Below are 21,216 nucleotides of genomic sequence, written 5' to 3' on the forward strand. Positions count from 1 at the left end.
TCCCGTGGGCATGACGAGCCGCCTCCCCATCTCTCCGCAGGTCTTCGCGATCTTCAGCGCGCTCGTCGCCGAGAAGCTCGGCCTCTACTACGACGTGGCCGATCGCGAGCTGCTCGGCGACAAGCTGTCGGCGCGCGCCATCGACGCCGGCTTCGACTCGCTGCTCGATTACTACTACTTCCTCCGCTACGACCCGGCGGGCGCGGCCGAGATGGACGCGCTGATCGACGGGCTGGTCGTGGGCGAGACGTACTTCTTCCGCGAGTTCGCGCAGCTCGAGCTCGCGGTCTCGGAGTTCATCGCGCCGCGCGTGGCGGCGGGCGGCCGGCCGCGGATCTGGTCGGCGGCCTGCTCGAGCGGCGAGGAGCCGTTCACGCTCGCGATGCTCCTGGCCGATCGGGGCCTGCTCGACAGGGTCGAGCTCATCGCGAGCGACATCAGCGCGCGGGCGCTCTCGCGGGCCCAGGCCGGCGTGCTCGGGCCCCGCTCGCTCCGGAGCAACGCCCCGCCGCCTCCGTTCGCCGAGCGGTGGTTGCAGGTGACGCCCGATCGCGTCGTCGTGAGCGCCGACCTCAGGCGGGCGATCGACTGGCGGCGGATCAACCTGCTCGACGCGCCCCAGGTCGCGTCGCTTGGGCAGCTCGACGTCGTGATCTGCCGCAACGTGCTCATCTACTTCCACGACAACACGGCGCGGTGGGTGGTCAAGAACCTCGCGGGGGCGCTCTCCGCGGGCGGGATCCTCCTGGTCGGGGTCTCCGAGTCGCTCTTCAGGCTCGGCACCGCGCTCTCCTGCGAGGAGCGGGGCGGCGTGTTCCTCTACCGGAACGCGGAGCGATGAGGCGCCCTGCGGTCCGCGTGCTCGTGGTCGACGACTCGGCCTTCGTGCGCAAGGTGCTGCGGCAGGTCCTCAACGCGAGCTCCTCGATCGATGTCGTCGACACGGCCATGGACGGCCTGGACGCGCTTGAGAAGATCGCGCGCTACAAGCCGGATGTCGTCACTCTGGATCTCGTGATGCCGAACCTCGACGGCCTCGGCGTGCTCGCGTCATTGCCGCGCGAGGGTGCGCCGCGGGTGATCGTCGTCAGCAGCGCCGAAGCGGACAGCAATCTCGGCGTCAGGGCGCTCCAGGAAGGCGCGACCGATCTCGTCGAGAAGCCGACGGCGCTCGCGACCGATCGCCTCTTCGGCCTCGCGGACGAGCTGGTCCGCAAGGTGCTCGCCGCCGCCGAGGCCAAGATCCACCGCGCAGAGCCGCCGCCCGCGCCGCCCGCGCCTGGCGCGATCCCGGCGCTCTCGCGCACGCGGGTCGTCGTGATCGGCGCGTCGACCGGCGGCCCTCTGGCGCTGACGCGGCTCTTCGCGGCGATGCCCGCAGAGTTCCCGGCCCCGATCGTCGTCGCGCTGCACATCCCGCCTGGCTACACGGAATCGCTGGCGCGCCGCCTGGACGACGCGAGCGCGCTCTCGATCGTCGAGGCGTCGGACGATCTCCCGCTCCGGCCCGGGCTCGTGGTCCTCGCGCGCGGGGGGACGCACATCGAGGTCCGGCGCGACCTAACGCGCGCGAGCGTCCGCTTCGTGGCGACGGCCGACTCGTCCCTCTACTGCCCGTCGGTGGATCTGCTGTTCGCCAGCGCCGCGGCCGAGTTCGGGCCGGGCGTCCTCGGGGTCGTGCTGACGGGCATGGGGGACGACGGCCTGGAGGGCTCCCGGGCGATCCGCGCGGCGGGCGGGAGGATCCTCGCCGAGGCCGAGTCGTCCTGCGTCGTTTACGGCATGCCCCGCCGCGTGCTGGAGGCCGGGCTCGCCGCGGCCGCGGCGCCGATCGATCAGATGCCTGCGGCCATCCTGCGGCATCTCTGACGTCGCACGTCGCACATCGCACATCGCGCGGCGCGCCTCGTCACAGCGGCCAGTAGACGACCTTCCCCTCGATCTCCTGGAACGTCGCCGCGTTGCCGTCCTGGGAGACGATGAAGGCGATCCGCTCCGGGTACCCCGCGACGAACGCCGCGGCCGCGCGGTGGCGGGTGCCTCGCGCGTCGAGGCTCAAGCTCGCGTCCATCCGCTGGTCGGGCGTGGCGGCAAAGACCTCGGAGATGATCGCCCGCGGAGGCGGCAGCTTCGCGCCGAACGCGAGCACGTCGAGGGCGTGGCTCATCACGACCGCGCCATCGACGGTCGTCAGCCGGACGATGAGCTCGAGCAGCCGGCTGACGCGCTCGGACCGCTGGAGCGCGTGCTCCGATTCGCTCGCCGCTGGCCTTCCCCCGGACGGCTGGCATTGCCCGTCCGTCAGGTGGGGCTCGTGCGCGCCGGCGAGGTCGAGGATGGCCGAACCGAGGCACAGGGCAGGGGTCAGCCGCTTGACCTCGGTGTCGAGCTGATTGCCCTCTTCACCGAAGAGCTGCGGCAGGCCCTCGCCCGGTCCCAGTACGACCAGGAGCCCGCCGCGGCCGAGCTCGACCATCCCCTCGACGATGCGCAGCAGATAGCCGCGCACGTTGCGGGCGAGCGCGCTCGCCTGGTCCCGCGCGACGGTCCGCTCGATGGAGTCGAGCAGCGGCCGGTTCTTGGGCATCCACGTCCGCACGGCGCCGCGCTCGTATCGGACGACCTCCCATTCGCCGCGGTACACGGCCACGACGCCGGGCTTCGGGGCGACGACGCGCACGAGCTGATCGAGCGCGAACGACGGCCGGCCGTGCGGCACCGCGATGCCGGCGACGGCGAGCGACCCCTCGATCGGCACCACGGCCAGGAAGGAGCGCGGCCACGCGCTCGCCGGAGCCAGGTTGGCCAGGTGCTCCGCGTCGAACGCCACCAGGGACCCGAACCGCACGAGATCCCACGCGGGCTCTCCGGACTCGAACTCGGCGAGGCGCTCGGCGAACACGACGCCGATCGGGTTGAGCCGCCCCTCCTCCGTCGCCATGGACGCGAAGAACAGCGTCTCGATCAGCTGCGTCAGGATCGCGGCGAAGGAGGGCGGCGCCTCGTCGGGGGCGACGCGGGCGCCCGGAGCCAGCTTCTGCGCCGCGAGCGGGGCCTGCCCTTGCAGCTCGAGGAAAGCCGCCGTGACGTCCGCCGGATACTTGGGGCGCATGAGCTCGCTCTACCCTCCTCCGCGCCCCCGAACAGCCCGGCGGGCGGCGCGCGGACCGCCTCGCCGTGCTCGCTACGCGGCCCGACGCGAGCTGCCGCCCTTCCGCTTCGGGGTCTCCGCCTTCCGCGCCCTGGATTTGCCGCCCTCTTCCGGCGCTGGTCTGTCGTTTTTCGCGCCGTTTTTCGCCTCGTCGTTCGCGGCCTTCGCGCCCTTCTGCCCGAGGCTCTTCTTGAGCAGCGCGATGAGGTCCACCGTGCCAGTGGCGCGGCGCTCGCGCTCTTCCTCCACGGGCTCCGCTGGGGCGGTCGTGCGGCCGGATTTCACCTTCTTCTCGATGAGCTTCATCACGTCGTCGCGGTACTCATCCTTGTATTTCTCCGGCTCCCAGGCGGTGGCCATCTCGGCCACCAGCCGCTCCGCCATCTCCAGCTCCCGCTTGCCGAGCCCCTTTCCCTTGGCGTCCATCTCGGGCAGGTCGAGCTCCTCGTCGGAGCGGAGCTCGTGCGCGAACCGGAGCAGGTTCAGCACGAGCCCTCTGCCGTGCGGCCTCACCGCGGCGATGTGCTCGCGCGTCCGGATCACGACCTTCGCGATACCGACCTTGCCCGTCTTCCGCAGCGCCTCGCGCAGGAGGACATACGCCGTCACCGGCGATCGCTTCTTGCCGTTCTGGGACGCAGGAGCGAGGAAATACGGTTTATCGTAGTACATCGGGTCGATCTCCGAGGCGTCGACGAAGTCGAGGATGTCCACGGTCTGCGTCGCCTCCACGTTCGCGCGGCGCAGGTCCTCGTCGGACAGGACGACATACTCGTCTTTCTCGTAGGGATAGCCGCGGACGATATCGTCCCAGCTCACCGGCTCGCCCGTCTCCCGGTTCACGCGCTCATAGCGGATCGGCGCCATGGTGCGCCTGTCGAGCTGCGTGAAGTGGAGCTCGTCGGGCTCCTCGGCGGGGTAGAGGGCCACCGGGATCTGCACGAGCCCGAAGCTGATACTCCCTTTCCAGATGCTGCGAGGCATGTGCGCTCCTTCGACCCGGGCGGCGACCCGAGGGGCCCGCGCCAGGTCCGTCATGGCGAGCAATGCAAGCCGGCGGCCGACGACGCGCCCTCGCGGAGCCTGCGCCGCGCGCCCGTCCCGGCCGCCCGGGGGCATCGCGGAGCCTGCTCCTCCCGCCCCGCGCTGCCACAGCCGAGGTCGCGTTTCGCCACGGCGGACCGGGCGCGGCGCCGATCGGTGGTGATCGCTGCCCCACGCGCCTTGGCCCGCTGTATAACCCGCGTGACATGCCTCGGCGTTCCCACGACCTTCACGGCGCCGCGCCGGACGAGAGCCGGACAGCGCTGCTCCTCATCGACGTGATCAACGATCTGGACTTCCCGGGAGGCGACCGGCTGCTCGCCCACGCGCTCCCGATGGCTCACCGCGTCCGGGCGCTGAAGCAGCGGTGTCGTGACGCCGGCATTCCGGCGGTCTACGTGAACGACAACTTCGGCCGCTGGCAATCCAACTTCCACCGTCAGATCGAGCACTGCCTGGAAGAGGGCGTCCGCGGCCGCGAGATCGCGGCGCTACTGCGGCCTGGAGAGGACGATTATTTCGTGCTCAAGCCCAAGCACTCCGGCTTCTACGGCACCACGCTGGAGATCTTGCTCGAGTCGCTCGGCGCGCAGACGCTCCTCCTCACCGGCATGGCGGGGAACATCTGCGTCCTGTTCACGGCGAACGACGCCTACATGCGCGATTACCGGCTGTTCGTCCCGTCGGACTGCACCGCCTCCGAGACGGAGGAGGACAACGGCCATGCGCTCCGGCAGATGCAGCGCTTCCTCAAGGCCGACATCACGCCGTCGGACGAGCTCGACCTCGAGCGGCTGCCCGCCTGAGGCCGCCGGCGCGCGGCGTCAGGCGGGCAGCTGCCCGAGGTCACGTGGGAAGCGTGCAGGCGGGCAGCTGCCCGAGGTCACGTGGGAAGCGTGGGAAGAAAGAGCGTCGCGCTCAGGCGACGGCCTTCTGCTTCGACGAGATCCCCTCTTCGGTGAGGACCGCGATGTCGGTCGCGCCGCTGCGCTCCAGGATCTGCTTGGCGAGCGCGCGCTCGTTGCTGTCGTTGACGTGGACGGAGATGAGGATATTGCCGCCCTTGATCTTCCCCTCGTACTGCTTGGCCTCGACCTCGGGGATGCCGAGCCCGATCAGGGCGCCGGTCACGCCGCCGAGCGCGGCGCCGGCCGCGGCGCCGCTCAGCGCGGCCATGATGGGGCCGGCGGCGATGAAGGGCCCGAGCCCCGGGATGGCGAGGGCGCCGATGCCCGCGAGCAGCCCGATGGTCCCGCCGACCGCGCCGCCCGCGCTGGCGCCCGCCGTCGCGCCCTCGGGCGCCTTCGTGTGCTTCTCGTGCGCGAAGTCCCGCGTCCCGTGCTTGTCGGGGAACAGCGCCGAGATGTCGCCTGTCATGAAGCCGGCGCGCTGCAGATCGCCGACGATGATGTCTGCCTGAGCGAGCGTGCTCACGAGGCCAAGGACCGCTTTCTTCGTTGCCATGGTGTCTTCCTTTCGGACCGTTCGATTCGGTTCAGTCAACGTCGACTTCGAGCTGGTTATCGACCTTCTGCACACCCGGGATCCCGAGGGCGATCGCGCCGATATCGGCCTTCTCCTTGTCGCTCTTCACCGGGCCGCGCAGCGTCACCACCTGCCCCGTCGTGATGATCTTGACGTTCTTCGCGCTCATCGAGAGCGTGTCGTTCGCGACCACCGCCTGCCGGATCTTCTGGGTGATCGTGCGATCGGCCTCGTTCTCGCCCTGGTCCCCGGGGGTCAGCGCGGCGGGATCGCGATCGCGATCGTTCTTGCCCGTGTTGTCGGCGGCCGTCGGCGTGGGGTTGTTCGCCCGCTGGGCGATCTCGCCCGGCACCGCGGGATTGCCGTCCGAGCGAGTCGTGCCTTCCGCTCGATCGCAGCCGGCCGCAGCGGCGAGCGAGAGAGGCATCAGCAGGAGGTATTTTGCTGTGTTCATGCCCGCCGCCCTCGCAAGGCCCGGGCCATCCCTGGTGGAGAGCGCCTGTCGGTGCGCGGCCGTGGCCACGGCGGAGCATGATCCCCGTCACGCCGGAGGAGGAGATGCCTTTTTTCACGCCGTACCGTGGGTGGCTCTTCCCTGCGGCGGCGCGCGGCTGGCAAGCTCATGACTGGAAAGAGGCCGGACTGCCCCAAGTGGGGCGAACTGCCCCGTGCCGGCGATGTCAGAAGGGGAGAAATCGCGCTAGGGGGCGGAGGACGGCGCGTGTGTACGCCTGTGACGGACGTCGTCGAGAGCGCCAGTCGTCAGCACCGGATCGGGCCCGCGCTGGAGGAGGGGCTCAATCGTCGCGGGCGCCTTTCGGCCGTTCGGTCGTGCGTGCGATGGGCGGTTCGATCGGGCGTTCGATTCCAAGCCTCCGCAGCTTCCGGTAGAACGTCGCTCTCGACATGCCCGCCTCGCGCGCGGCCTGCAGCGCGTTCCAGCCGGTCCGCTCGAGCGCGGCGAGCAGCGCGGCGCGCTCGTCGCGCGGCGGTCGCAGCGCGCCGCGGCCGCCGCCTTCCTGCGCGCGGGGCAGGTCCACGTCGTCGGGGCCGATCCTGCGGCCGTCGCAGAGCACGACCGCCTTCGTGATCACGTTCTCCAGCTCGCGCACGTTGCCGGGCCAGCCGTGCTGGCCGAGCCGCCGCAGCGCCTCGTGGGACAGGTGCGGCGCCGGGCGGCCCAGCTGCTCGGCGGCGCGGCGCACGAAGTGGAGCGCGAGCTCCGGCAGGTCCTCCAGGCGATCGCGCAGCGCCGGGAGCCGGATCTGCACCACGGCGACGCGGTAGTAGAGGTCCTCGCGGAAGCGCCCGCGCGCGGCCTCGGCCAGGAGATCGCGGTTCGTCGCGCAGACGAGGCGGAAGTCCACGCGCACGGCCTCGGCGCTGCCCACCGGGCGCACCTCCCGCTCCTGGAGCACCCGGAGCAGCTTCGCCTGCACCTCGAGCGGCATCTCGCCCAGCTCGTCGAGGAAGAGCGTGCCGCCGCGCGCCGCGACCACGAGGCCGGTCCGGTCCCTGTCGGCCCCCGTGAACGCGCCGCGGACGTGGCCGAAGAGCTCCGACTCGAGCAGCGCGGCGGGGAGCGCTGCGCAGTTGATCCCCATGAACGGGCCGCTCTTCCGCGGGCCGGCGAAGTGGATGGCGCGCGCGACGAGCTCCTTGCCGGTGCCGCTCTCGCCCGTCACGAGCACGTTGACCGGCGCCTCGACCACGCGGTCGAGCGTCGCGAACACAGCGCGGAGCGCGGGGCCGCGCCCCACGATGGCGCCGTAATCGTAGCGGTGCTCCAGCGCCTGCTGGCGGACGAGCACCTGCTCCTGCAGACGGTCGATCTCCGCGGCCTGGCCGCGCAGGAGCTCCTCGACGCGGCGCCGCTCGGCCTCGAGCTCCACGGTGCGGCGGCGCAGATCGTCGACGAGCCGCGCGTTGCGCAGCGCGAGCGCGACCTGGTCGGCGAAGGCGAGGAGCAGGTCGACGTCCTCCGGCGCGAAGCGCGCGCGCCGGAAGCGGTTGTCGAGGTAGAGCGCGCCGAGCACGCCGTCCGGCGAGCGGATCGGCACGGCGATCACGGACCTGAGCCTCATCGCGTGCACCGACGCGTGCTCGTGGAAGCGTGGGTCCTCCTGGGCGTCCACGGTGACCACGGGCTCCTGCGTCGCGATCGCGCGCTCGGCGATGCCGTAGCTGAACTTGAGGTGGCTCCTGCCGACCTTCTCCCGGTCGACGTTGCGCGCGACCGCCACGCGCAGCTCGCCGCCCGGCTGCTCGATCAGCAGGAACCCGCGCTCCGCGGCCGTGAGGTCGATCGCGGCGTCCATCGCCATCGCGAGGATGTCGGCGATCTCGACGGAGGAGTTGAGCCTGCGGAACACAGCGAGGAGCCGCTCGAGCTTGGCCGTGCGCTCCGCCGCCGGTTGCGCCGCGGGCTCGGCCGCCGCGGGCGCGCGCGCCGGCTGGGCCGCGCGGCGCCGGGGGTGTGTCCAGAAGGCGTGCTGCAGCGCCTCCGGCAGCGAGCGCGCCATGGCGGTCCAGGCGGCGGTCGCGCGCTCCCGCTGCGCCGCGGCGGCCTCGGGCTCGCCTGCGAGCTCGTGGGCCTCGGCCAGGGCCAGGCGGACGTCCGCGGCGAGGTCGGGCTGCGCCGCGCGCTCGGCGAGGCCGAGGGCGCGCTCGAGGCGCTCCCGGGCAGCGGCGAGGTCCTGACCGAGGTTGGGCTGACCGAGGTTGGGGCTGCCCTGACCGAGGTTGGGCTGACCGAGGTTGGGGCTGCCCTGACCGAGGTTGGGCTGACCGAGGTTGGGCTGACCGATGAGGCTGAAACCGCCCAGGTCGGAACCGCCCTGACCGAGGTTGCCGTCGCCCTCGCCGTCGAGCAGCGCGAGCCGCCCCTCCAGCAGCGCCGCGCGCGCCCCGAGGTCGGGCGCCTCCCGGGCGGCTCCGTGCTCGCGCGCCCGGCCCAGCGCGGCGCGCGCGTCGCCCGCCGCGCCCCGCGCGAGGTGGGCCCGGCAGAGCTCCAGCTCCTCCTCCACCACCTCCCGCTGCGCCCCCTGCGCCTCGAAGCCGCGCCGCGACCGCTCGAAGCAGCGCGCCGCCTCCTCGGCGTCGCCGGCCGCGAGCGCGCAGTCCCCGAGGACCGAGGCCGCCGCCGCCGCGAAGAACGGCGCGCCCCGCCGCGCGGCCTCCGCCTCCACCCGCGAGGCGACGCGGGCGGCCCGCTCGAACGCCCCCACGTCCGCCCAGAGCTTCGCCAGATCGAAATCGAGGACGAGGACCAGGTCCGCCTGGCCCAGGGCGGAAGCGAGCCGCGCCCCGCGCTCGTAAGCGGCGAGCGCTTCCCCGAGCTCGCCCGACTGGTGGCACGCCGTACCCACGTTGAGGCTGCAGCGCGCCACCAGGTCGCCGAGCCCGTGCTCCTCCGCGGTCGCCAGCGCCTGCCGGTACCCCACGAGCGACGCCTCGACCTCCCCGGCCCGGAAGGCGTCGATCGCCTGGTACGACAGCGCCCGCACCAGCGCCCTCGGCGCGCGCCGATCGCGGTGCAGCCCGGCGGCGAGCCCGAGGTGCAGGCCCGCGAGCCGGCGCTCGCCGAGGTAGCTCGCCGCGACGCCGACGTCCTCGTGGAGGCTCGCCAGCACCTCCGGCTCGTCGCACAACGCGAGCGCCGGCTCGGCGCGCGCCCGCGCCTCCGCGTGGGATCCGAGCCGCAAGAGCGCCCGGCTCGCGAGATCGGCGAGGGCCGCGCGCTCGCGCGGCGTGGACGATGACGCCGAGCCCTCCCCGCCGGCCTGCTCGACCCGCTCGGCCTCGTCGAGCCGCGCGAGCGCCGCCGTGGGGTCGCCCAGCTCCAGCAGGCACGCGCCGAGCCGGACGAGCGCCTGCGCGCGCCGCGCGCCGAGCGCTCCGGCCTCGTCGCTCGCGAGCAGGTGCTCCAGCACCTCGCGCGCCCGCGCCGCGCGGCCGGCGCGCTGGAGGGTGGACGCGATCTCGAGCCGCGCCTCCGCCGACGTCGCCGCCTCGAGCAGCGCCTCCGCGGTCGCGGCCCACGGCGTTGGATCCGCCTCGCGCTCCGCGCGCCGCTCGAGGAACAGGCGCTCGGCGGCCGCCGCGTCGCCCGACAGCGCGAGGTGCAGCGCCCGCTGCTCGGCGTGCGCCGGCAGGGCGGCGGCCGCCCGCGCGTGCGCCGCGCGGACCACCTCGCCGCCGAGCGCGCAGAGGAGGGCGGCGATCGGCCCGGCGCGCGTCAGCGTCCACCCCCCCGCGGTGCGCGCAGCGACGCCGCGGGCGGCGAGCTCGGCCAGGTGCGCGACCGGGAGATCGAGCGGCGGCAGCTCCTCGTCGGCGACCGCGCCGCCCCGCACGGCCAGCGTCGCCACCGCGTCCCGCAGCGGCCGCCCGAGGCCCCGCAGCCGCAGCGCGTAGCGCGCGCTCGCCCCGGGCGTCGTCGCGTCGAGCCCCGCCACGTCCCCGCTCTCGGCGAGCCGCCCCGCGATCACCACGAGATCGGCCGGCCACCCCGCGCTCGCGCGCAGCACGACCTCCGTCGCGTCGCCCAGGCCGATGTCGTCCATCCAGCGCTGCACCGCCTCGCGCCCGAGCGGCGGCAGCGCGACCTCGCGCGCGCTCCGCCCCGCCTCGGCGGCCACCGCGGCGAGCGGCGCGCGGCCCCCGCCGTGCGGGACACGCTCGGCGGCGAGGAGCAGGACCGGATCCTCAGGGCCGAGCAGGCGGGCGAGCGCCTCGAGCATCTCCCGGTCCGCCCCGCTCACCTCGTCGGCGTCGTCGAGCACGAGCACCAGCGGCCCGGCCCCCGCGTCGCCGCCTCCTCCTCCTCGCGCGCGCGTCAGGCGCTCGTGCGCGCGCAGGGCGCCCAGCGCGCCGGAGGGGAGCGCCTCCTCGCCGGTCGCGCGGCGCAGCATCGAGGCCACCGGCGCGCTGGCCCTGGCGAAGCCCTCCACGGCCTCCATCCGGAGCTCGGCGCTCCACGTCGCCTCGCGGAGGAGGCGGCTCTTCCCGCAGCCTGGCTCCCCGGAGATCACGCAGACGCGCGGGCCGCGCTCGCCTCGCTCGAGCGCGGCGAGCGCCTCGGCGACCGCGCGCAGCTCACCCTCGCGCCCGACGAGGTGGGGCGGCTCCGGCGGCGGCGGAGCCAGGGCGCGCGGCGTGGCGCCCACCCAGTCGAGCACCTCGCCCGCGTCGGCCGGGCGGTCGCGCGGCTCGGACCGCACGAGGCGCTTTGCGAGCGCGCCGATCGCCTCCGGCAGCGGCTCCGCGAACAGCGGCGCGATCGCCTCGAGCGTGCGGCCCAGCGAGAACAGGTCCGCGCGCCCGTCGGCCGGCTCGCCGCGGATCACCTCGGGCGCGAGGTAGCCCCGGGTGCCGGAGACGCCGTCGTCGGGCCTCCCCCCGAGCCGCGCCGCGCACGACAGGTCGATCAGGACCGCGCGCCCCGAGGCCCCGACGAGGATGTTGGCCGGCTTCACGTCGCCGTGGCGGATGCGCGCGCGGTGGAGGAACCGGAGCGCGTCGAGCACGTCCACGATCGCGGCCCGCGCGTCCTCGAAGCGCCGGCCTGTCACGTACTCGTCGAGCGGCGCGCCCAGCACCGCCTCCGACGTGAAGTAGAAGCGCGGCTCGCCGGTCTCCCGGAGCATGCCGAAGTCGAGCACCCGGACGAGGTGCGGATGGAAGAGCCCCGCCAGCATCCTGAACTCGCCGCGGAACGCCGCCCGCTCCGCCGTGCGCGCGTGGCCGAGCAGCTTGAGGCACAGGTCCCGCCCGAGCGCCTCGTCGCGCGCGAGCCACGCCGTGGCCAGGCCCCCCCGCCCCAGGGGACGGATCAGGCGGTAGCGGCGGGCGAGCAGGGTCCCTTCGGCTTGGCTCACCCGCGCAGTGTCTCACGGATGTGCCATCTGAGACAGTGAGACACTCTATGAGACACTTGTGCCTTGGATTTCGCGTCGATTTCCGTCCTTTTTCATTCGGCACCAGGTTTGCTCTAATGACCGGCATGGCGATGCAGACGACATACGGACACCGAGGACGGCGGGGCGCGCGCGTCGCGACGCTCCTCGGGGTGCTGCTTGGCGGCTGTGTCGTGAGCCCGCAGCCGAGCCCGCCGGTCCACGAGCCGATCCTGGATACGGGGCTCGTCGGCGTCTCGGGCGACCCCACGGTCTTGCGGCAACAGGTCTTCCTCAAGGGGGAGCCTGGCGCGGTCGAGCCGGCGGAGGGCGTGGTCCTGGTGACGAACCTCGACAGCGCCGACGCGCCCGTCGTCGCGGAGATCAAGGCCGACGGCAGCTTCGTGGCCGCGGTGGACGCGTCGACGGAGCAGGTCCTGCGGATCCAGGTGAAGCAGGGCGAGCGCCGGTCGGAGCCGGTGGATCTGCAGCTCACGGGGGAGCCCATCGACGCGACGCGGACGATGCTGGCGCACCTGCCTTGCCTCACGATCGAGCCCGCCGCGTGGGTCTCGCTCGAGGCCGGCGAAGGCGACGTGGTCGTCCGCAATTCGTGCGCCGAGGATGTCGCCATCGGCGCGCCGCGCTTGCGCCGGGGCGCAGGGCCGTTCGGGTTCAGCCCGGCGGAGGCCTTCGTGGTGCCGGCGGGCGAGTCCGCCGTCGTCACGGTGCGCGCGGACGGTGAAGGGGTGGAGCGCGAGGACGTGCTCTTCCTCGAGGTCACGGCGCCGGAGCCTGGGCGCCGCGCCGTGACATTGACGCTCCCCGACTGAGCGGTCGGGGAGACGAACAACGAACTCGCGCGCCGCGCTCGACGTACTGCGCGCGGCGCGAGGCGCCCCTTCCTCTGGAGGGGAGGGGCTCGTGGATGTCTATCGCCTCGCCGGGGACGGCGGGGCTCTTTTGGAGGAACACATGAACGTCCAGAATCGTATCAAGAGCAGCCGTATCGGATCCTTCCTCTGGCTCGCGCTTTCGATGCTCCCGCTCGCCGCGGGCTGTCACGTGGAGATCGCCGACGACAGCACCGCCTCCGACTCGGCGGAGGTGAAGGGCGGCGGCGGCGGGCAGGGCAAGGCCTGCGGCGGCCTCCTCGGCCTCTCCTGCAAGAAGGGCCTTTTCTGCGACTACGAGCTCGACGCCATGTGCGGCGCGGCCGATCAGACGGGCACCTGTCAGCCCACGCCGGGCGCGTGCACGAAGGAGTACAGGCCGGTCTGCGGCTGTGACGGCAACACGTACGGCAACGAGTGCATGGCGAACGCGGCGGGCACGTCGGTGTCGTCGGTCGGCGAGTGCGCGCCTCCTCCGGGGGATACCTGCGGCGGCCTCCTCGGCCTCTCCTGCAAGGACGGGTACTTCTGTGACTTCGCGCCCGACGCCCAGTGCGGCGCGGGCGACATGACGGGCACCTGCCTGCCCACGCCGGGCGCGTGCACCAGGGAGTACAACCCGGTCTGCGGCTGTGACGGCAACACGTACGGCAACGCGTGCACCGCGAACGCGGCGGGCGTCTCGGTCGCGTCGAGCGGCGAGTGCGCGCCGCCTCCGGAAGAGGGCAAGGCGTGCGGCACCCGCGGCGGCTGGACGTGCGAGAAGGGCGAGTTCTGCAACTTCGCGCCCGAGGTCGAGTGCGGCGCGTGGGACGGGCCGGGGACCTGCACGCCCATCCCGGAGGCGTGCACGCTCGAGTACAACCCGGTCTGCGGCTGCGACGGCCAGACGTACAGCAACGCCTGCGCCGCCGCCTCGGCGAGCGTGTCGGTCGCGTCGAAGGGCGAGTGCGCGCCTGCGGGGAAGATCTGCGGCGGCCTGGCTGGCTTCGCGTGCGACAAGGGCGAGTTCTGCAACTACAGCATCGAGGCCATGTGCGGCGCGGCTGATCAGACGGGCACCTGCCAGACCATCCCGGAGGCGTGCACCGAGCAGTACGACCCGGTCTGCGGCTGCGACGACAACACGTACGGCAACGAGTGCTTCGCGCACGCGGCGGGCGTGTCGGTCGTGTCGCGCGGCGAGTGCGCCGAGCGCCGGTAAGGCGGTATCGTAGGCGCCGACCGCGCCGCGCGTCGCGCGACACCCCCCTCGCGCGACGCGCGGCGCGGCGGCGCCCCCCTTGACCGGCTCCGGGCCGGTTCCCTAGCATCCTGCGGCGCATGAGCGCCGCTCGATCCCAGACAGCGTCGACGCTCCTCCTCGACGAGCACTTCGAGGCCGGCGACGACCGGTTCGTGGACGAGGTGCTCGCGTCGGAGGCGGGCCGGAAGCTGAAGGCGCTCGCCCCGCGCTGGTACGCGGACCGGCGCCCGTTCGCGCGCCGCGCGCTGCTCCGCTACATCGACGACGGCTGCGACAGGCCGCACCACCGCGGCCTCGTCAAGGTCCTTTACAAGCTCGCCGAGCAGGCGGGAGACGACGAGATCGTCGGCCGCTTCATGGTCGCCTTCGATCGCCTCGTCCGCCGCAAGCTCGTCAAGGTGACCCGCTACGACTGGGTGACCAGGACCTCCAGCGACGAGCCCTGCCTCGTCAGCGACACCGGCGTGCCGGTCAGCCTCCCGAAGGGCGACATCGAGTCGCCGCGCTTCTCGATGCGGACGCGCCACTACCTGCGGCGCCGCGCGTTCCGCTACTTCCGGCGGCTCGGCCGGCGCGACGCCGCCCGCTACGGCCGCGCGATCCGCGCCGCGCTCGCGCTCTACCGCGACGAGCACCTCGACAGGCCCGAGCGCCTGCTCGACGCCTGGGGGCTGCTCCACGCGCTCTACTGGGGCTCGCCCGCCCTCGATCGGCTCCCGCGCGGCGTCCGCCTCGCGGAGGGCGCCGCCCTCGCCGAGCTCGAGCCCGCGCCCATCTACCCCGAGGCGTGGCAGGGCGCCTTCGACGAGGTGCTCGGCCTGGTCACGGCCGCGAGGAGCCGCACCGTCCGGGCGTTCGCCGTCGGGCTCCTCGAGCGCGCCTACGCCGCCGAGCTCCGCGGCCTGTCGCTCGCCCGCGTGCGAGCGCTCCTCGAGAGCCCGCACGACGAGGTGCAGACCTTCGCCGCCGGCCTGCTTCGCCAGATGCCGGGCCTCGGGAGCCTGCCGATCTCGGACTGGCTCTCGCTGCTCCAGACCGAGAACGCCGCGGCGCTCGCCTTCCTCTGCGAGGCGGTTGTCGAGCATGTGGCGCCGGCGCGGCTCTCGCTCGCCGAGTGCGTGGGCCTCGCTTGCGCGCGCGCCGCGCCGGTCGCGGAGCTCGGCCTCCGCTGGGCGAGGACGAAGCCCGTCGAGACTGCAGCGGATCTCGACACGATCGCGCGCCTCGCGACGGCGGTCGCCCCTCGCGTGCGGGAGGAGGCGGTCGCGTGGCTCATCGAGGTGCTCGGGCGCTCGCCCCACGGCCGGGCCGAGCACGTGCGCGATCTCCTGGACTCCCGCCACGAGGACGTCCGCGCCCGCGCGCTCGAGCTGTTCGAGGCCGACGCCCGCTTCCGCGACGACACCGGCCTGTGGGCCGCGCTGGCCGAGACGCCCCACGCGGACGCCCGCGCGTTCCTGATCCGGCACCTCGCCGCCCGCAAGGCGGCCTTCTCGCCCGAGGCGCTGCGGCACGTCTGGGCGGCGGCGCTGCTCGCCGTCCACGGCGGCGCGCGCGACAAGCGCGCGGTCGTCCGGCAGATCGCGGACCGCGTGGTCGCCCGGCCCGGCGAGGCGGACGCGCTCCTGCCGCTGCTCGGCGTCGCGCTCCGCAGCGTGCGCGCGCCCGAGCGTCGCGCCGCCCTCGGCGCGCTCGCCCGCGCCGCGTTCCGCGCCCCCGCGCTGCGCGACGCCATCGCGCGCAGGCTCCCGGAGCTCCGGCTGTTCGAGGGGGAGGACGCGGCGTGAGCTTCGATCTCCGCTACCTCGGCAAGAGCGGCATGAAGGAGCTCGGCGGCGGCGCCGCCCTCAGCTTCGCGCCCAACCTCGCGCGCCCCAGGGTCTTCTTCGACGGAGAGCTCGCGCGGCCGGTGCGCTTCCGCGAGGCGATGAGCGCCCTCCACGACGTCGTCGTGGGCGACCTGCGGCGCCTGCCGAAGGATCGCTCCGCCCACGAGGCGTGGAAGCAGCAGGAGGCCGAGCGCGAGGCCCGGCTCCGCCGGGAGATCCACGGCGAGGCCATGAAGGCCGAGCTCGCGCGCCTCGGGAACGCGCCGCTTCCGCGGAACCTCGAGGCCGACTTCCGGAAGATGCACAAGCTCTACTGGGGGGCGCGTGTCCGCTGGGCGAACGAGCTTGCGAAGAGCGATCCGCAGCTCTTCCGCCACCTCGTCCCCTGCGATCCGGTCGTGACGGTCGCGCCCGACGTCGTCTTCTTCGAGTGCTTCTCCAAGGACGAGTCGAGCTACGGCTGCCTCTCGGTCGATCGCGACGCCTTCCGTGGCGCGCAGGACGCCGGCCTCGGCACGACGAACGTCGACTACTCGCTCGCGCTCTACGAGCACTTCCAGACGCTCCGCAGCTACCGGCCGACGCGGCTCCTCGTCGATCCGACAGGCTTCGAGGTCGCCGTGGAGGGCCGCGGCGACTACCGCGAGGAGAAGATCGATCTCCCGCCCTCGTGGCTGCGCGGCTTCGGCCAGCTGCAGGCGGCGATGTGCCTCCCGTGCCGGAGGGTCGAGGTCCCCGTGGAGGCGGTCTACTCGCTGCTCGCGCACCTCGACCGGCACCGCGAGCGCACGGGCCCGCGCAGCCTGCGCTTCCAGCTCACGCCGGGCAAGGCGCCGATCCTCGTGCTCGACCCGTGGGGCGTCTCCATCCCGTGCCGCGGCGTCACCTGCGACGATGTCCCCGTGGCCGTGGGGCCCGCGGCGGGCGGGGGAGGGCTCGGCCCGTACCGCTCCGGGGCGCCGAGGGGCGCGCCGGCGGCGGAGGCGACCGAGGAGATCAAGGTGTGGGGGAGGCGCCGCATCGAAGTGCTCGCGCGGCTCTTGCCGCTGGCCGATCGGATCGAGGTGCGGCTGCTCGGCTCCGGGCTGCCGAGCCTTTGGATCGTCTTCATGGGCGAGATGCGCTTCACCCTCGCGCTCTCGGGCTGGACGGCGAACGACTGGACCTCGGGCTCTCACCTCGACGTCATGGCGGACGCCTTCACCCCGGACGCGCAGCTGGCGGACCGGGTCGCGCGCCACCTCGAGATGGTCCGGCGCGCGTCCTACGGCGAGCTCGCCGTGTCGATGGGCGCGCCGGACGGCGCGCTTCGCAGCGCGCTGCACCTCGCCGCGAAGCAGGGGCAGGTGGTTTACGACCACGCCGCGGAGTGTTATCGCTGCCGCCCGGTGATGCCGGTCGCCCTCTCCGACGCGCTGCTCGGCCCCGAGCCCCCGGAGCTCGCGGAGGGCCGGCGCATCGCCCGGGGCGGCGTGGAGATCGCGCGGGAAGAGACGCTCTCCGGCGGCCGCCGCGTCGTCATGGCCAGGGCCAAGGCGACGAGCTGCGAGCTGCTCCTCGACACCGACGGCGCGATCAAGAAGGCGAAGTGCAGCTGCTCGTACTTCTACAAGAACCGGCTGCGCGCGGGGCCGTGCCGGCACCTGCTCGCGGTCAAGCTCCACCTGTCCGGTCGCGGCGACGCGGCGCCCTCGCAGCAGCCTCCGGAGCCGCCGGGGCAGGCGGCGTCCGCTGCGCGCGGCGCGAGGGCGGCGACGGCCGCCCCGCGAGGCGAGGCCGTGCCGTTCCCCGCGGAGCTCCTCGTCGAGATCGAGCGCGCCGCGGCCGCCCAGCGGGTGGGGCTCGCGGAGGTCGTCGAGGCGTCGTGGGATCTCGCGTTCGAGCGCATCCAGGGCTGCCGCTCCTGGGTCGAGGCCCTCGCGCTGGGCGGTCCGGAGGCGGAGCGGGCGCTCCGCGCGCGCGAGCTCCGCGCGCCGGTCATCAGGACGCTCCCGGTCCACGCGGACGTGCTCGTCGAGATCCGGCGCGTCGCTGACCAGTTCAAGGCGAGCCCCGCCGCGGTGGTGGGCCTCGCGTGGCTCGTCGCCAGGCGATCGACGACGTGAGGTTCACCCAGGATCCGAGAGTCCAGCCCTGCAAGGAGATCCGTCCGCTCGAGCCCAACATGCTGCGGCGCTCCGCCGCGGTGGAGATTGCTCTTCCATGCATCCCCACACCCGATGTTCTTTGGGCGCCTTTAGCAGCTGTGCGGTTCCACTCAGAGGGACCTGACGGTCCTGGAACCGCACAGCTGCCCGGCGCCTGGGTGATCGGGCGTGGTCACGAGCAAGTAGTCGGGCGGGCGGGCCTCCTTGGAGGGCTGGACCGGGTGCTGTCCACAGGAACGGTCGAATGGGCTTCTGGGACAAGCTGAAGTCGATGCTCGGCCTGGGCGGGGCCGAGCAGGGCGAGCGAGCGCCGGGTGGGGCCGAGCAGGCCCAGGGGGCGCAGGCCGGGCCCGCGGCCGCCGCGCAGCCGGCCGCCCGCGCCGCGGCGGCGGGCGCGAAGCCGCGCCCCGCGGACCCCTACGCCGCCGGCGGGATCCTCGGCCTCTCCGCGGACGAGCTGCGCAAGCGCGCGCTCAAGATCAACCCGCGCATGACGGCCTGGATCGGCCGAGTGGACACGATCCCGCCGCAGAGCGACGAGCGCACCGCCCTGATCGATCGGGGCCTCATCCTGCGCGGCCTGCTCACCGAGGCGCAGATCGCCGAGATCCACCGCATCGGTGATCTCTGGCTCAGGCACAAGGACGCCGCGTCGCTCGCCGGCGCGGCCGCGGCGCGCTCGGCCGACGAGGCGATCGAGCGGCTCAAGCGCGAGAGGCTCGCCCGCAAGGAGGAGAAGCGGCGCCGGAGCGCCGAGCGCAAGCGGCAGCGCGCCGAGGCGGTGGCCCGCCGCCGGGCCGAGGACATCATTTTCCTTGGCACCGATGTCTCGGCGGGCCTCGCGGACCGGCGCTCGCACGTCGAGTCGCTCGTCGAGCGCGGGCTGCCCGTGCTGTCCACCCCGGCCGACCTGGCCGCTGCCCTCGGCGTCCCCGTCCCGCGGCTGCGCTGGCTCTGCTTTCATGGCGAGGCCGTCGAGCGCCCTCACTATGTGTACTTCGACGTCCCGAAGCGCTCGGGCGGGACGAGGCAGCTCGCTGCGCCCCACGCCTCGCTGGCCGCGGCGCAGGCGTGGGTCCTGCGCGAGATTTTGGAGAAGCTGCCCGTCGAGGCGCCCGCGCACGGCTTCGTGAAGGGCCGCTCCACGGTCACCAACGCGCGCCCGCACACGCGCCGCGACGTTGTCGTGAACCTCGATCTGTCCGATTTCTTCCCGACCATCACGTTCCCGCGGGTGCGCGGCGTCTTCCATCGGCTCGGCTACTCCCCGGCGGTGGCCACGCTCCTCGCCCTGCTCTGCACCGAGCCGCCGCGGCGGCCGGTCGAGTACGACGGGCAGCGCTACTGGGTCGCGGTCGGCGATCGCGCGCTGCCGCAGGGCGCCTGCACGAGCCCGGCGATCTCGAACCAGGTCGCGCGGAAGCTCGATCGCCGCCTCGCCGGCATGTGCGCCCGCGCGGGCTTCACGTACACGCGGTATGCGGACGACCTCACCTTCTCTGCACCCCCGGGCAAGCGCGGCGACATCGCGATGCTGCTGGCCCGCGTCCGCCACATCGTCGAGGAGGAGGGCTTCGCCATCAATCCCGACAAGGGCCGTATCCAGCGCGCCGGCGGCCGGCAGGTGGTGACGGGCGTCGTGGTCAACGACAAGCCCTCTGCCCCGCGCGAGGAGGTGCGCCGCCTGCGCGCGATCCTCCACGCGGCGAAGAAGACCGGCCTAGCCGCCCAGAACCGCCAGGGTGTGCCGGACTTCGAGGCGCACCTGCGCGGCAGGATCGCCTATGTGCAGATGATCGATCGCGAGCGGGCGGCGCCGCTGCTCGCGGCTTTCGACGCGCTCACGGGGTGAGGGGTCAAAAGCTGTCGCGGGTGACGCAGATCGAAGAAAGAAGGGTAAAATGGCCCGATGCTGGTCGCCCGGAGCCTCGACGACTTTCGCGCGCACCCCGCGGGAAGCTACGTCGCCGGCCGCCACTGGCTGTACTTTGCCATCGACTGGACCGTCTTCGGCTACGCCCTCTGGGGCACGCCAGCCCCGCAGGATCTCCGCGCCTTGGTCCACGTCCTCGAGCTCGAGCTCGATCGCGAGCCCCACGCGGCCGTCGTCGATGTCGCGAACGTCGACGCTCTGAGCCAGGAAGGCTTCGAGGTCCTCGCCGCCTACGTCATGCAGCACGCCGATCGCCTCGCGCACGTCGTCACCCGAACAGCGATGATCCGCTCGACCGGCCTGAACGGCGCCATCGCCAGCGGCTTCTTCGATATCGTCGGTTCCCCGTTCCCGGTCTCGTTCTGCGACGATCTCATCTCGGCGTTCTCCCACCTCGAGCACCCACGCCCGCGGGAGTCCGCCGAGGCCCTGCGCCTCGCGATCGTCACCGCGAGCGGCATCTCCGAGCCTCTGCGTGAGCTGCGGCAGTACCTCGAAGCGAACCTCGCGACCCATTCTCTCGCCTCGGCGGCGCGCACGATGGGCGTCAGCTCGCGAACGTTGCAGCGGAGGCTCGGCGAGCACAGGACGTCATTCATCGAAGAGGCCCAGGAAGCCCGGGTTCGCGTGGCCGAGCGGTTGCTCCTCCGGAGCGACGCGCCCGTCACCCAGATCGCGATCGAGGTGGGCTGTGCGTCGTCCCAGCACTTCAGCGACCTGTTCCGCCGCCGACGCGGGGAGGCCCCGAGTACGTTTCGCGCGCGCCGGCGAGGGATCTGAGATCGAGCGGCGCGCTCGCGCCGATTGGCGCGCCGACGAACCTGTTTGGCATTCCCGTGGACGTGGGGTGGCGCCCGTCGTGCAACGGTCCTCCCATGAAGCCCACGGAACGGCCCCTCGTTGCGGCGGCCCTGCTCCTTGTCGCGATCCTGCTCCCCGCGTGCGCCTGGACCGAGGAGTGCTCTGCCCCGGTCCCGACGGCCGTCACGCTGCGCGCCGATCAGATGTGCCCGTCGGCGCGCGAGGTCCAGGCGCGCGTGGACTCCGCGGTGCCGCACACCGGAACGAGCGTCGACTCGGAAGCTCGAACCCGGGTGGCCATTCAGGCGCGCGTCGTGTGCTGGTACCGAGCTACGGAAGCCGAGGGCATCACGCCCTGCATCTGGTGGGGCACGCGGGCGTCCATGCTCATCGACGCGACGCGCCCCGAGCAGGCACCGGATGAGGGCCCCGCCACCTCGTCCACGAGCTATTTGCTGAGCTGCGACGCCGAGGGAACCCTCTACGGCCAGATCATCCTTGTCGCCGACGCAAACGCGAGCACCGGGCTCCCCGCCGCGCCCGTCGACTGTCCGGAGGAGGCAACTCCGCCGCCCTCCGCCGCGGAGAAGCTCACGGCCGTGACGACGTTCGTCGGCAGCGATGAGTACCCTGCTCGCATCACCTGCGAGTACGACACGACCGTGCACTTCCCGTGCGGCATCAGGGAGCTACGCCACTGAGCCCCCCGCGAGCCAGAAATTCGGGATCACGTCATGACAGAGACCCGAGGCGCCGCCTTGCGTGTGAAGAGCGGTGGTCGGAGCCCTGG

15 protein-coding genes are annotated in these 21,216 nt (G+C 73.3%); 10 read left to right on the forward strand and 5 right to left on the reverse strand.

What is annotated here, in order from left to right; translation table 11 throughout:
• Positions 1 to 10: 10 nt before the first annotated feature.
• Both WMF19_RS15565 and cheB read left to right on the forward strand, forming a co-directional pair.
• Positions 11 to 841 (forward strand): CheR family methyltransferase, encoded by an 831-nt coding sequence (locus tag WMF19_RS15565; protein WP_437899814.1) that lies wholly within the window; start codon positions 11 to 13, stop codon positions 839 to 841.
• On the forward strand, positions 838 to 1,869 hold the full coding sequence (cheB, locus tag WMF19_RS15570) for a chemotaxis-specific protein-glutamate methyltransferase CheB (protein WP_437899815.1): 1,032 nt from the start codon (positions 838 to 840) through the stop codon (positions 1,867 to 1,869). The genes WMF19_RS15565 and cheB overlap by 4 nt, the downstream gene beginning before the upstream one ends.
• 40 nt (positions 1,870 to 1,909) lie before the next feature.
• Here cheB and WMF19_RS15575 read toward each other — a convergent pair whose 3' ends face one another.
• Positions 1,910 to 3,112 (reverse strand): putative sensor domain DACNV-containing protein, encoded by a 1,203-nt coding sequence (locus WMF19_RS15575; protein WP_437899817.1) that lies wholly within the window; start codon positions 3,110 to 3,112, stop codon positions 1,910 to 1,912.
• A 72-nt stretch (positions 3,113 to 3,184) separates the two neighbouring features.
• On the reverse strand, positions 3,185 to 4,135 hold the full coding sequence (locus tag WMF19_RS15580) for a Ku protein (protein ID WP_437899818.1): 951 nt from the start codon (positions 4,133 to 4,135) through the stop codon (positions 3,185 to 3,187).
• Between the two features lie 266 nt (positions 4,136 to 4,401).
• On the opposite strand from WMF19_RS15580, the gene WMF19_RS15585 reads away from it, so the two are divergent.
• Entirely contained in the window at positions 4,402 to 5,001 is a 600-nt protein-coding gene (locus tag WMF19_RS15585) for a cysteine hydrolase family protein (RefSeq protein ID WP_272103634.1), read from the forward strand.
• Between the two features lie 112 nt (positions 5,002 to 5,113).
• Here the strand turns inward: WMF19_RS15585 and WMF19_RS15590 are convergent, their stop codons facing one another.
• The 3 genes from WMF19_RS15590 to WMF19_RS15600 all read right to left on the reverse strand — a co-directional run bounded on the left by WMF19_RS15590 (position 5,114) and on the right by WMF19_RS15600 (position 11,559).
• Positions 5,114 to 5,659 carry a DUF3341 domain-containing protein gene (locus WMF19_RS15590; protein WP_272103636.1) on the reverse strand — a complete coding sequence of 182 codons (546 nt, stop codon included), beginning with the start codon at positions 5,657 to 5,659 and terminating at the stop codon, positions 5,114 to 5,116.
• A 31-nt stretch (positions 5,660 to 5,690) separates the two neighbouring features.
• Positions 5,691 to 6,134: a BON domain-containing protein gene (locus WMF19_RS15595; protein WP_437329366.1), complete on the reverse strand. Its 444-nt coding sequence runs from the start codon at positions 6,132 to 6,134 to the stop codon at positions 5,691 to 5,693.
• 343 nt (positions 6,135 to 6,477) lie between these two features.
• Entirely contained in the window at positions 6,478 to 11,559 is a 5,082-nt protein-coding gene (locus tag WMF19_RS15600; protein ID WP_437899819.1) for a sigma 54-interacting transcriptional regulator, read from the reverse strand.
• A 131-nt stretch (positions 11,560 to 11,690) separates the two neighbouring features.
• Between WMF19_RS15600 and WMF19_RS15605 the strand changes: the two genes are divergently transcribed.
• The 7 genes from WMF19_RS15605 (at position 11,691) to WMF19_RS15635 (ending at position 21,127) form a co-directional block, all read left to right on the forward strand.
• Positions 11,691 to 12,410 carry a hypothetical protein gene (locus tag WMF19_RS15605; RefSeq protein ID WP_437899820.1) on the forward strand — a complete coding sequence of 240 codons (720 nt, stop codon included), beginning with the start codon at positions 11,691 to 11,693 and terminating at the stop codon, positions 12,408 to 12,410.
• A 142-nt stretch (positions 12,411 to 12,552) separates the two neighbouring features.
• The gene (locus WMF19_RS15610) at positions 12,553 to 13,674 is read left to right on the forward strand and encodes a Kazal-type serine protease inhibitor family protein (protein ID WP_437899821.1); all 1,122 of its coding nucleotides are present in this window, start codon (positions 12,553 to 12,555) and stop codon (positions 13,672 to 13,674) included.
• Between the two features lie 119 nt (positions 13,675 to 13,793).
• Positions 13,794 to 15,503 (forward strand): hypothetical protein, encoded by a 1,710-nt coding sequence (locus WMF19_RS15615; RefSeq protein ID WP_437899822.1) that lies wholly within the window; start codon positions 13,794 to 13,796, stop codon positions 15,501 to 15,503.
• The gene (locus WMF19_RS15620; protein WP_437899823.1) at positions 15,500 to 17,650 is read left to right on the forward strand and encodes an SWIM zinc finger family protein; all 2,151 of its coding nucleotides are present in this window, start codon (positions 15,500 to 15,502) and stop codon (positions 17,648 to 17,650) included. Before WMF19_RS15615 ends, WMF19_RS15620 begins: the two co-directional genes overlap by 4 nt.
• Positions 17,651 to 17,936: 286 nt before the next feature.
• Positions 17,937 to 19,544, forward strand: coding sequence for a reverse transcriptase family protein (locus tag WMF19_RS15625; protein ID WP_437899824.1), 1,608 nt, complete (start codon positions 17,937 to 17,939; stop codon positions 19,542 to 19,544).
• A 57-nt stretch (positions 19,545 to 19,601) separates the two neighbouring features.
• Positions 19,602 to 20,405 (forward strand): helix-turn-helix domain-containing protein, encoded by an 804-nt coding sequence (locus WMF19_RS15630; RefSeq protein ID WP_437899825.1) that lies wholly within the window; start codon positions 19,602 to 19,604, stop codon positions 20,403 to 20,405.
• 95 nt (positions 20,406 to 20,500) lie between these two features.
• A complete protein-coding gene (locus WMF19_RS15635) occupies positions 20,501 to 21,127 on the forward strand; it encodes a hypothetical protein (protein WP_437899826.1) in 627 nt (208 codons plus the stop codon).
• The last annotated feature ends 89 nt before the right edge of the window (positions 21,128 to 21,216 follow it).

Source organism: Sorangium sp. So ce124 (genome assembly GCF_051525235.1).
Taxonomy (GTDB): Bacteria; Myxococcota_A; Polyangia; order Polyangiales; family Polyangiaceae; genus Sorangium; species Sorangium atrum.

Coding starts and splice junctions, on each gene's coding strand:
- WMF19_RS15635 (WP_437899826.1), top strand. CDS start 20,501: ATGAAGCCCACGGAACGGCCCCTCGTTGCGGCGGCCCTGCTCCTTGTC.
- WMF19_RS15580 (WP_437899818.1), bottom strand. CDS start 4,135: ATGCCTCGCAGCATCTGGAAAGGGAGTATCAGCTTCGGGCTCGTGCAG.
- WMF19_RS15565 (WP_437899814.1), top strand. CDS start 11: ATGACGAGCCGCCTCCCCATCTCTCCGCAGGTCTTCGCGATCTTCAGC.
- WMF19_RS15590 (WP_272103636.1), bottom strand. CDS start 5,659: ATGGCAACGAAGAAAGCGGTCCTTGGCCTCGTGAGCACGCTCGCTCAG.
- cheB (WP_437899815.1), top strand. CDS start 838: ATGAGGCGCCCTGCGGTCCGCGTGCTCGTGGTCGACGACTCGGCCTTC.
- WMF19_RS15585 (WP_272103634.1), top strand. CDS start 4,402: ATGCCTCGGCGTTCCCACGACCTTCACGGCGCCGCGCCGGACGAGAGC.
- WMF19_RS15630 (WP_437899825.1), top strand. CDS start 19,602: ATGCTGGTCGCCCGGAGCCTCGACGACTTTCGCGCGCACCCCGCGGGA.
- WMF19_RS15610 (WP_437899821.1), top strand. CDS start 12,553: ATGAACGTCCAGAATCGTATCAAGAGCAGCCGTATCGGATCCTTCCTC.
- WMF19_RS15615 (WP_437899822.1), top strand. CDS start 13,794: ATGAGCGCCGCTCGATCCCAGACAGCGTCGACGCTCCTCCTCGACGAG.
- WMF19_RS15625 (WP_437899824.1), top strand. CDS start 17,937: ATGGGCTTCTGGGACAAGCTGAAGTCGATGCTCGGCCTGGGCGGGGCC.
- WMF19_RS15605 (WP_437899820.1), top strand. CDS start 11,691: ATGCAGACGACATACGGACACCGAGGACGGCGGGGCGCGCGCGTCGCG.
- WMF19_RS15575 (WP_437899817.1), bottom strand. CDS start 3,112: ATGCGCCCCAAGTATCCGGCGGACGTCACGGCGGCTTTCCTCGAGCTG.
- WMF19_RS15595 (WP_437329366.1), bottom strand. CDS start 6,134: ATGAACACAGCAAAATACCTCCTGCTGATGCCTCTCTCGCTCGCCGCT.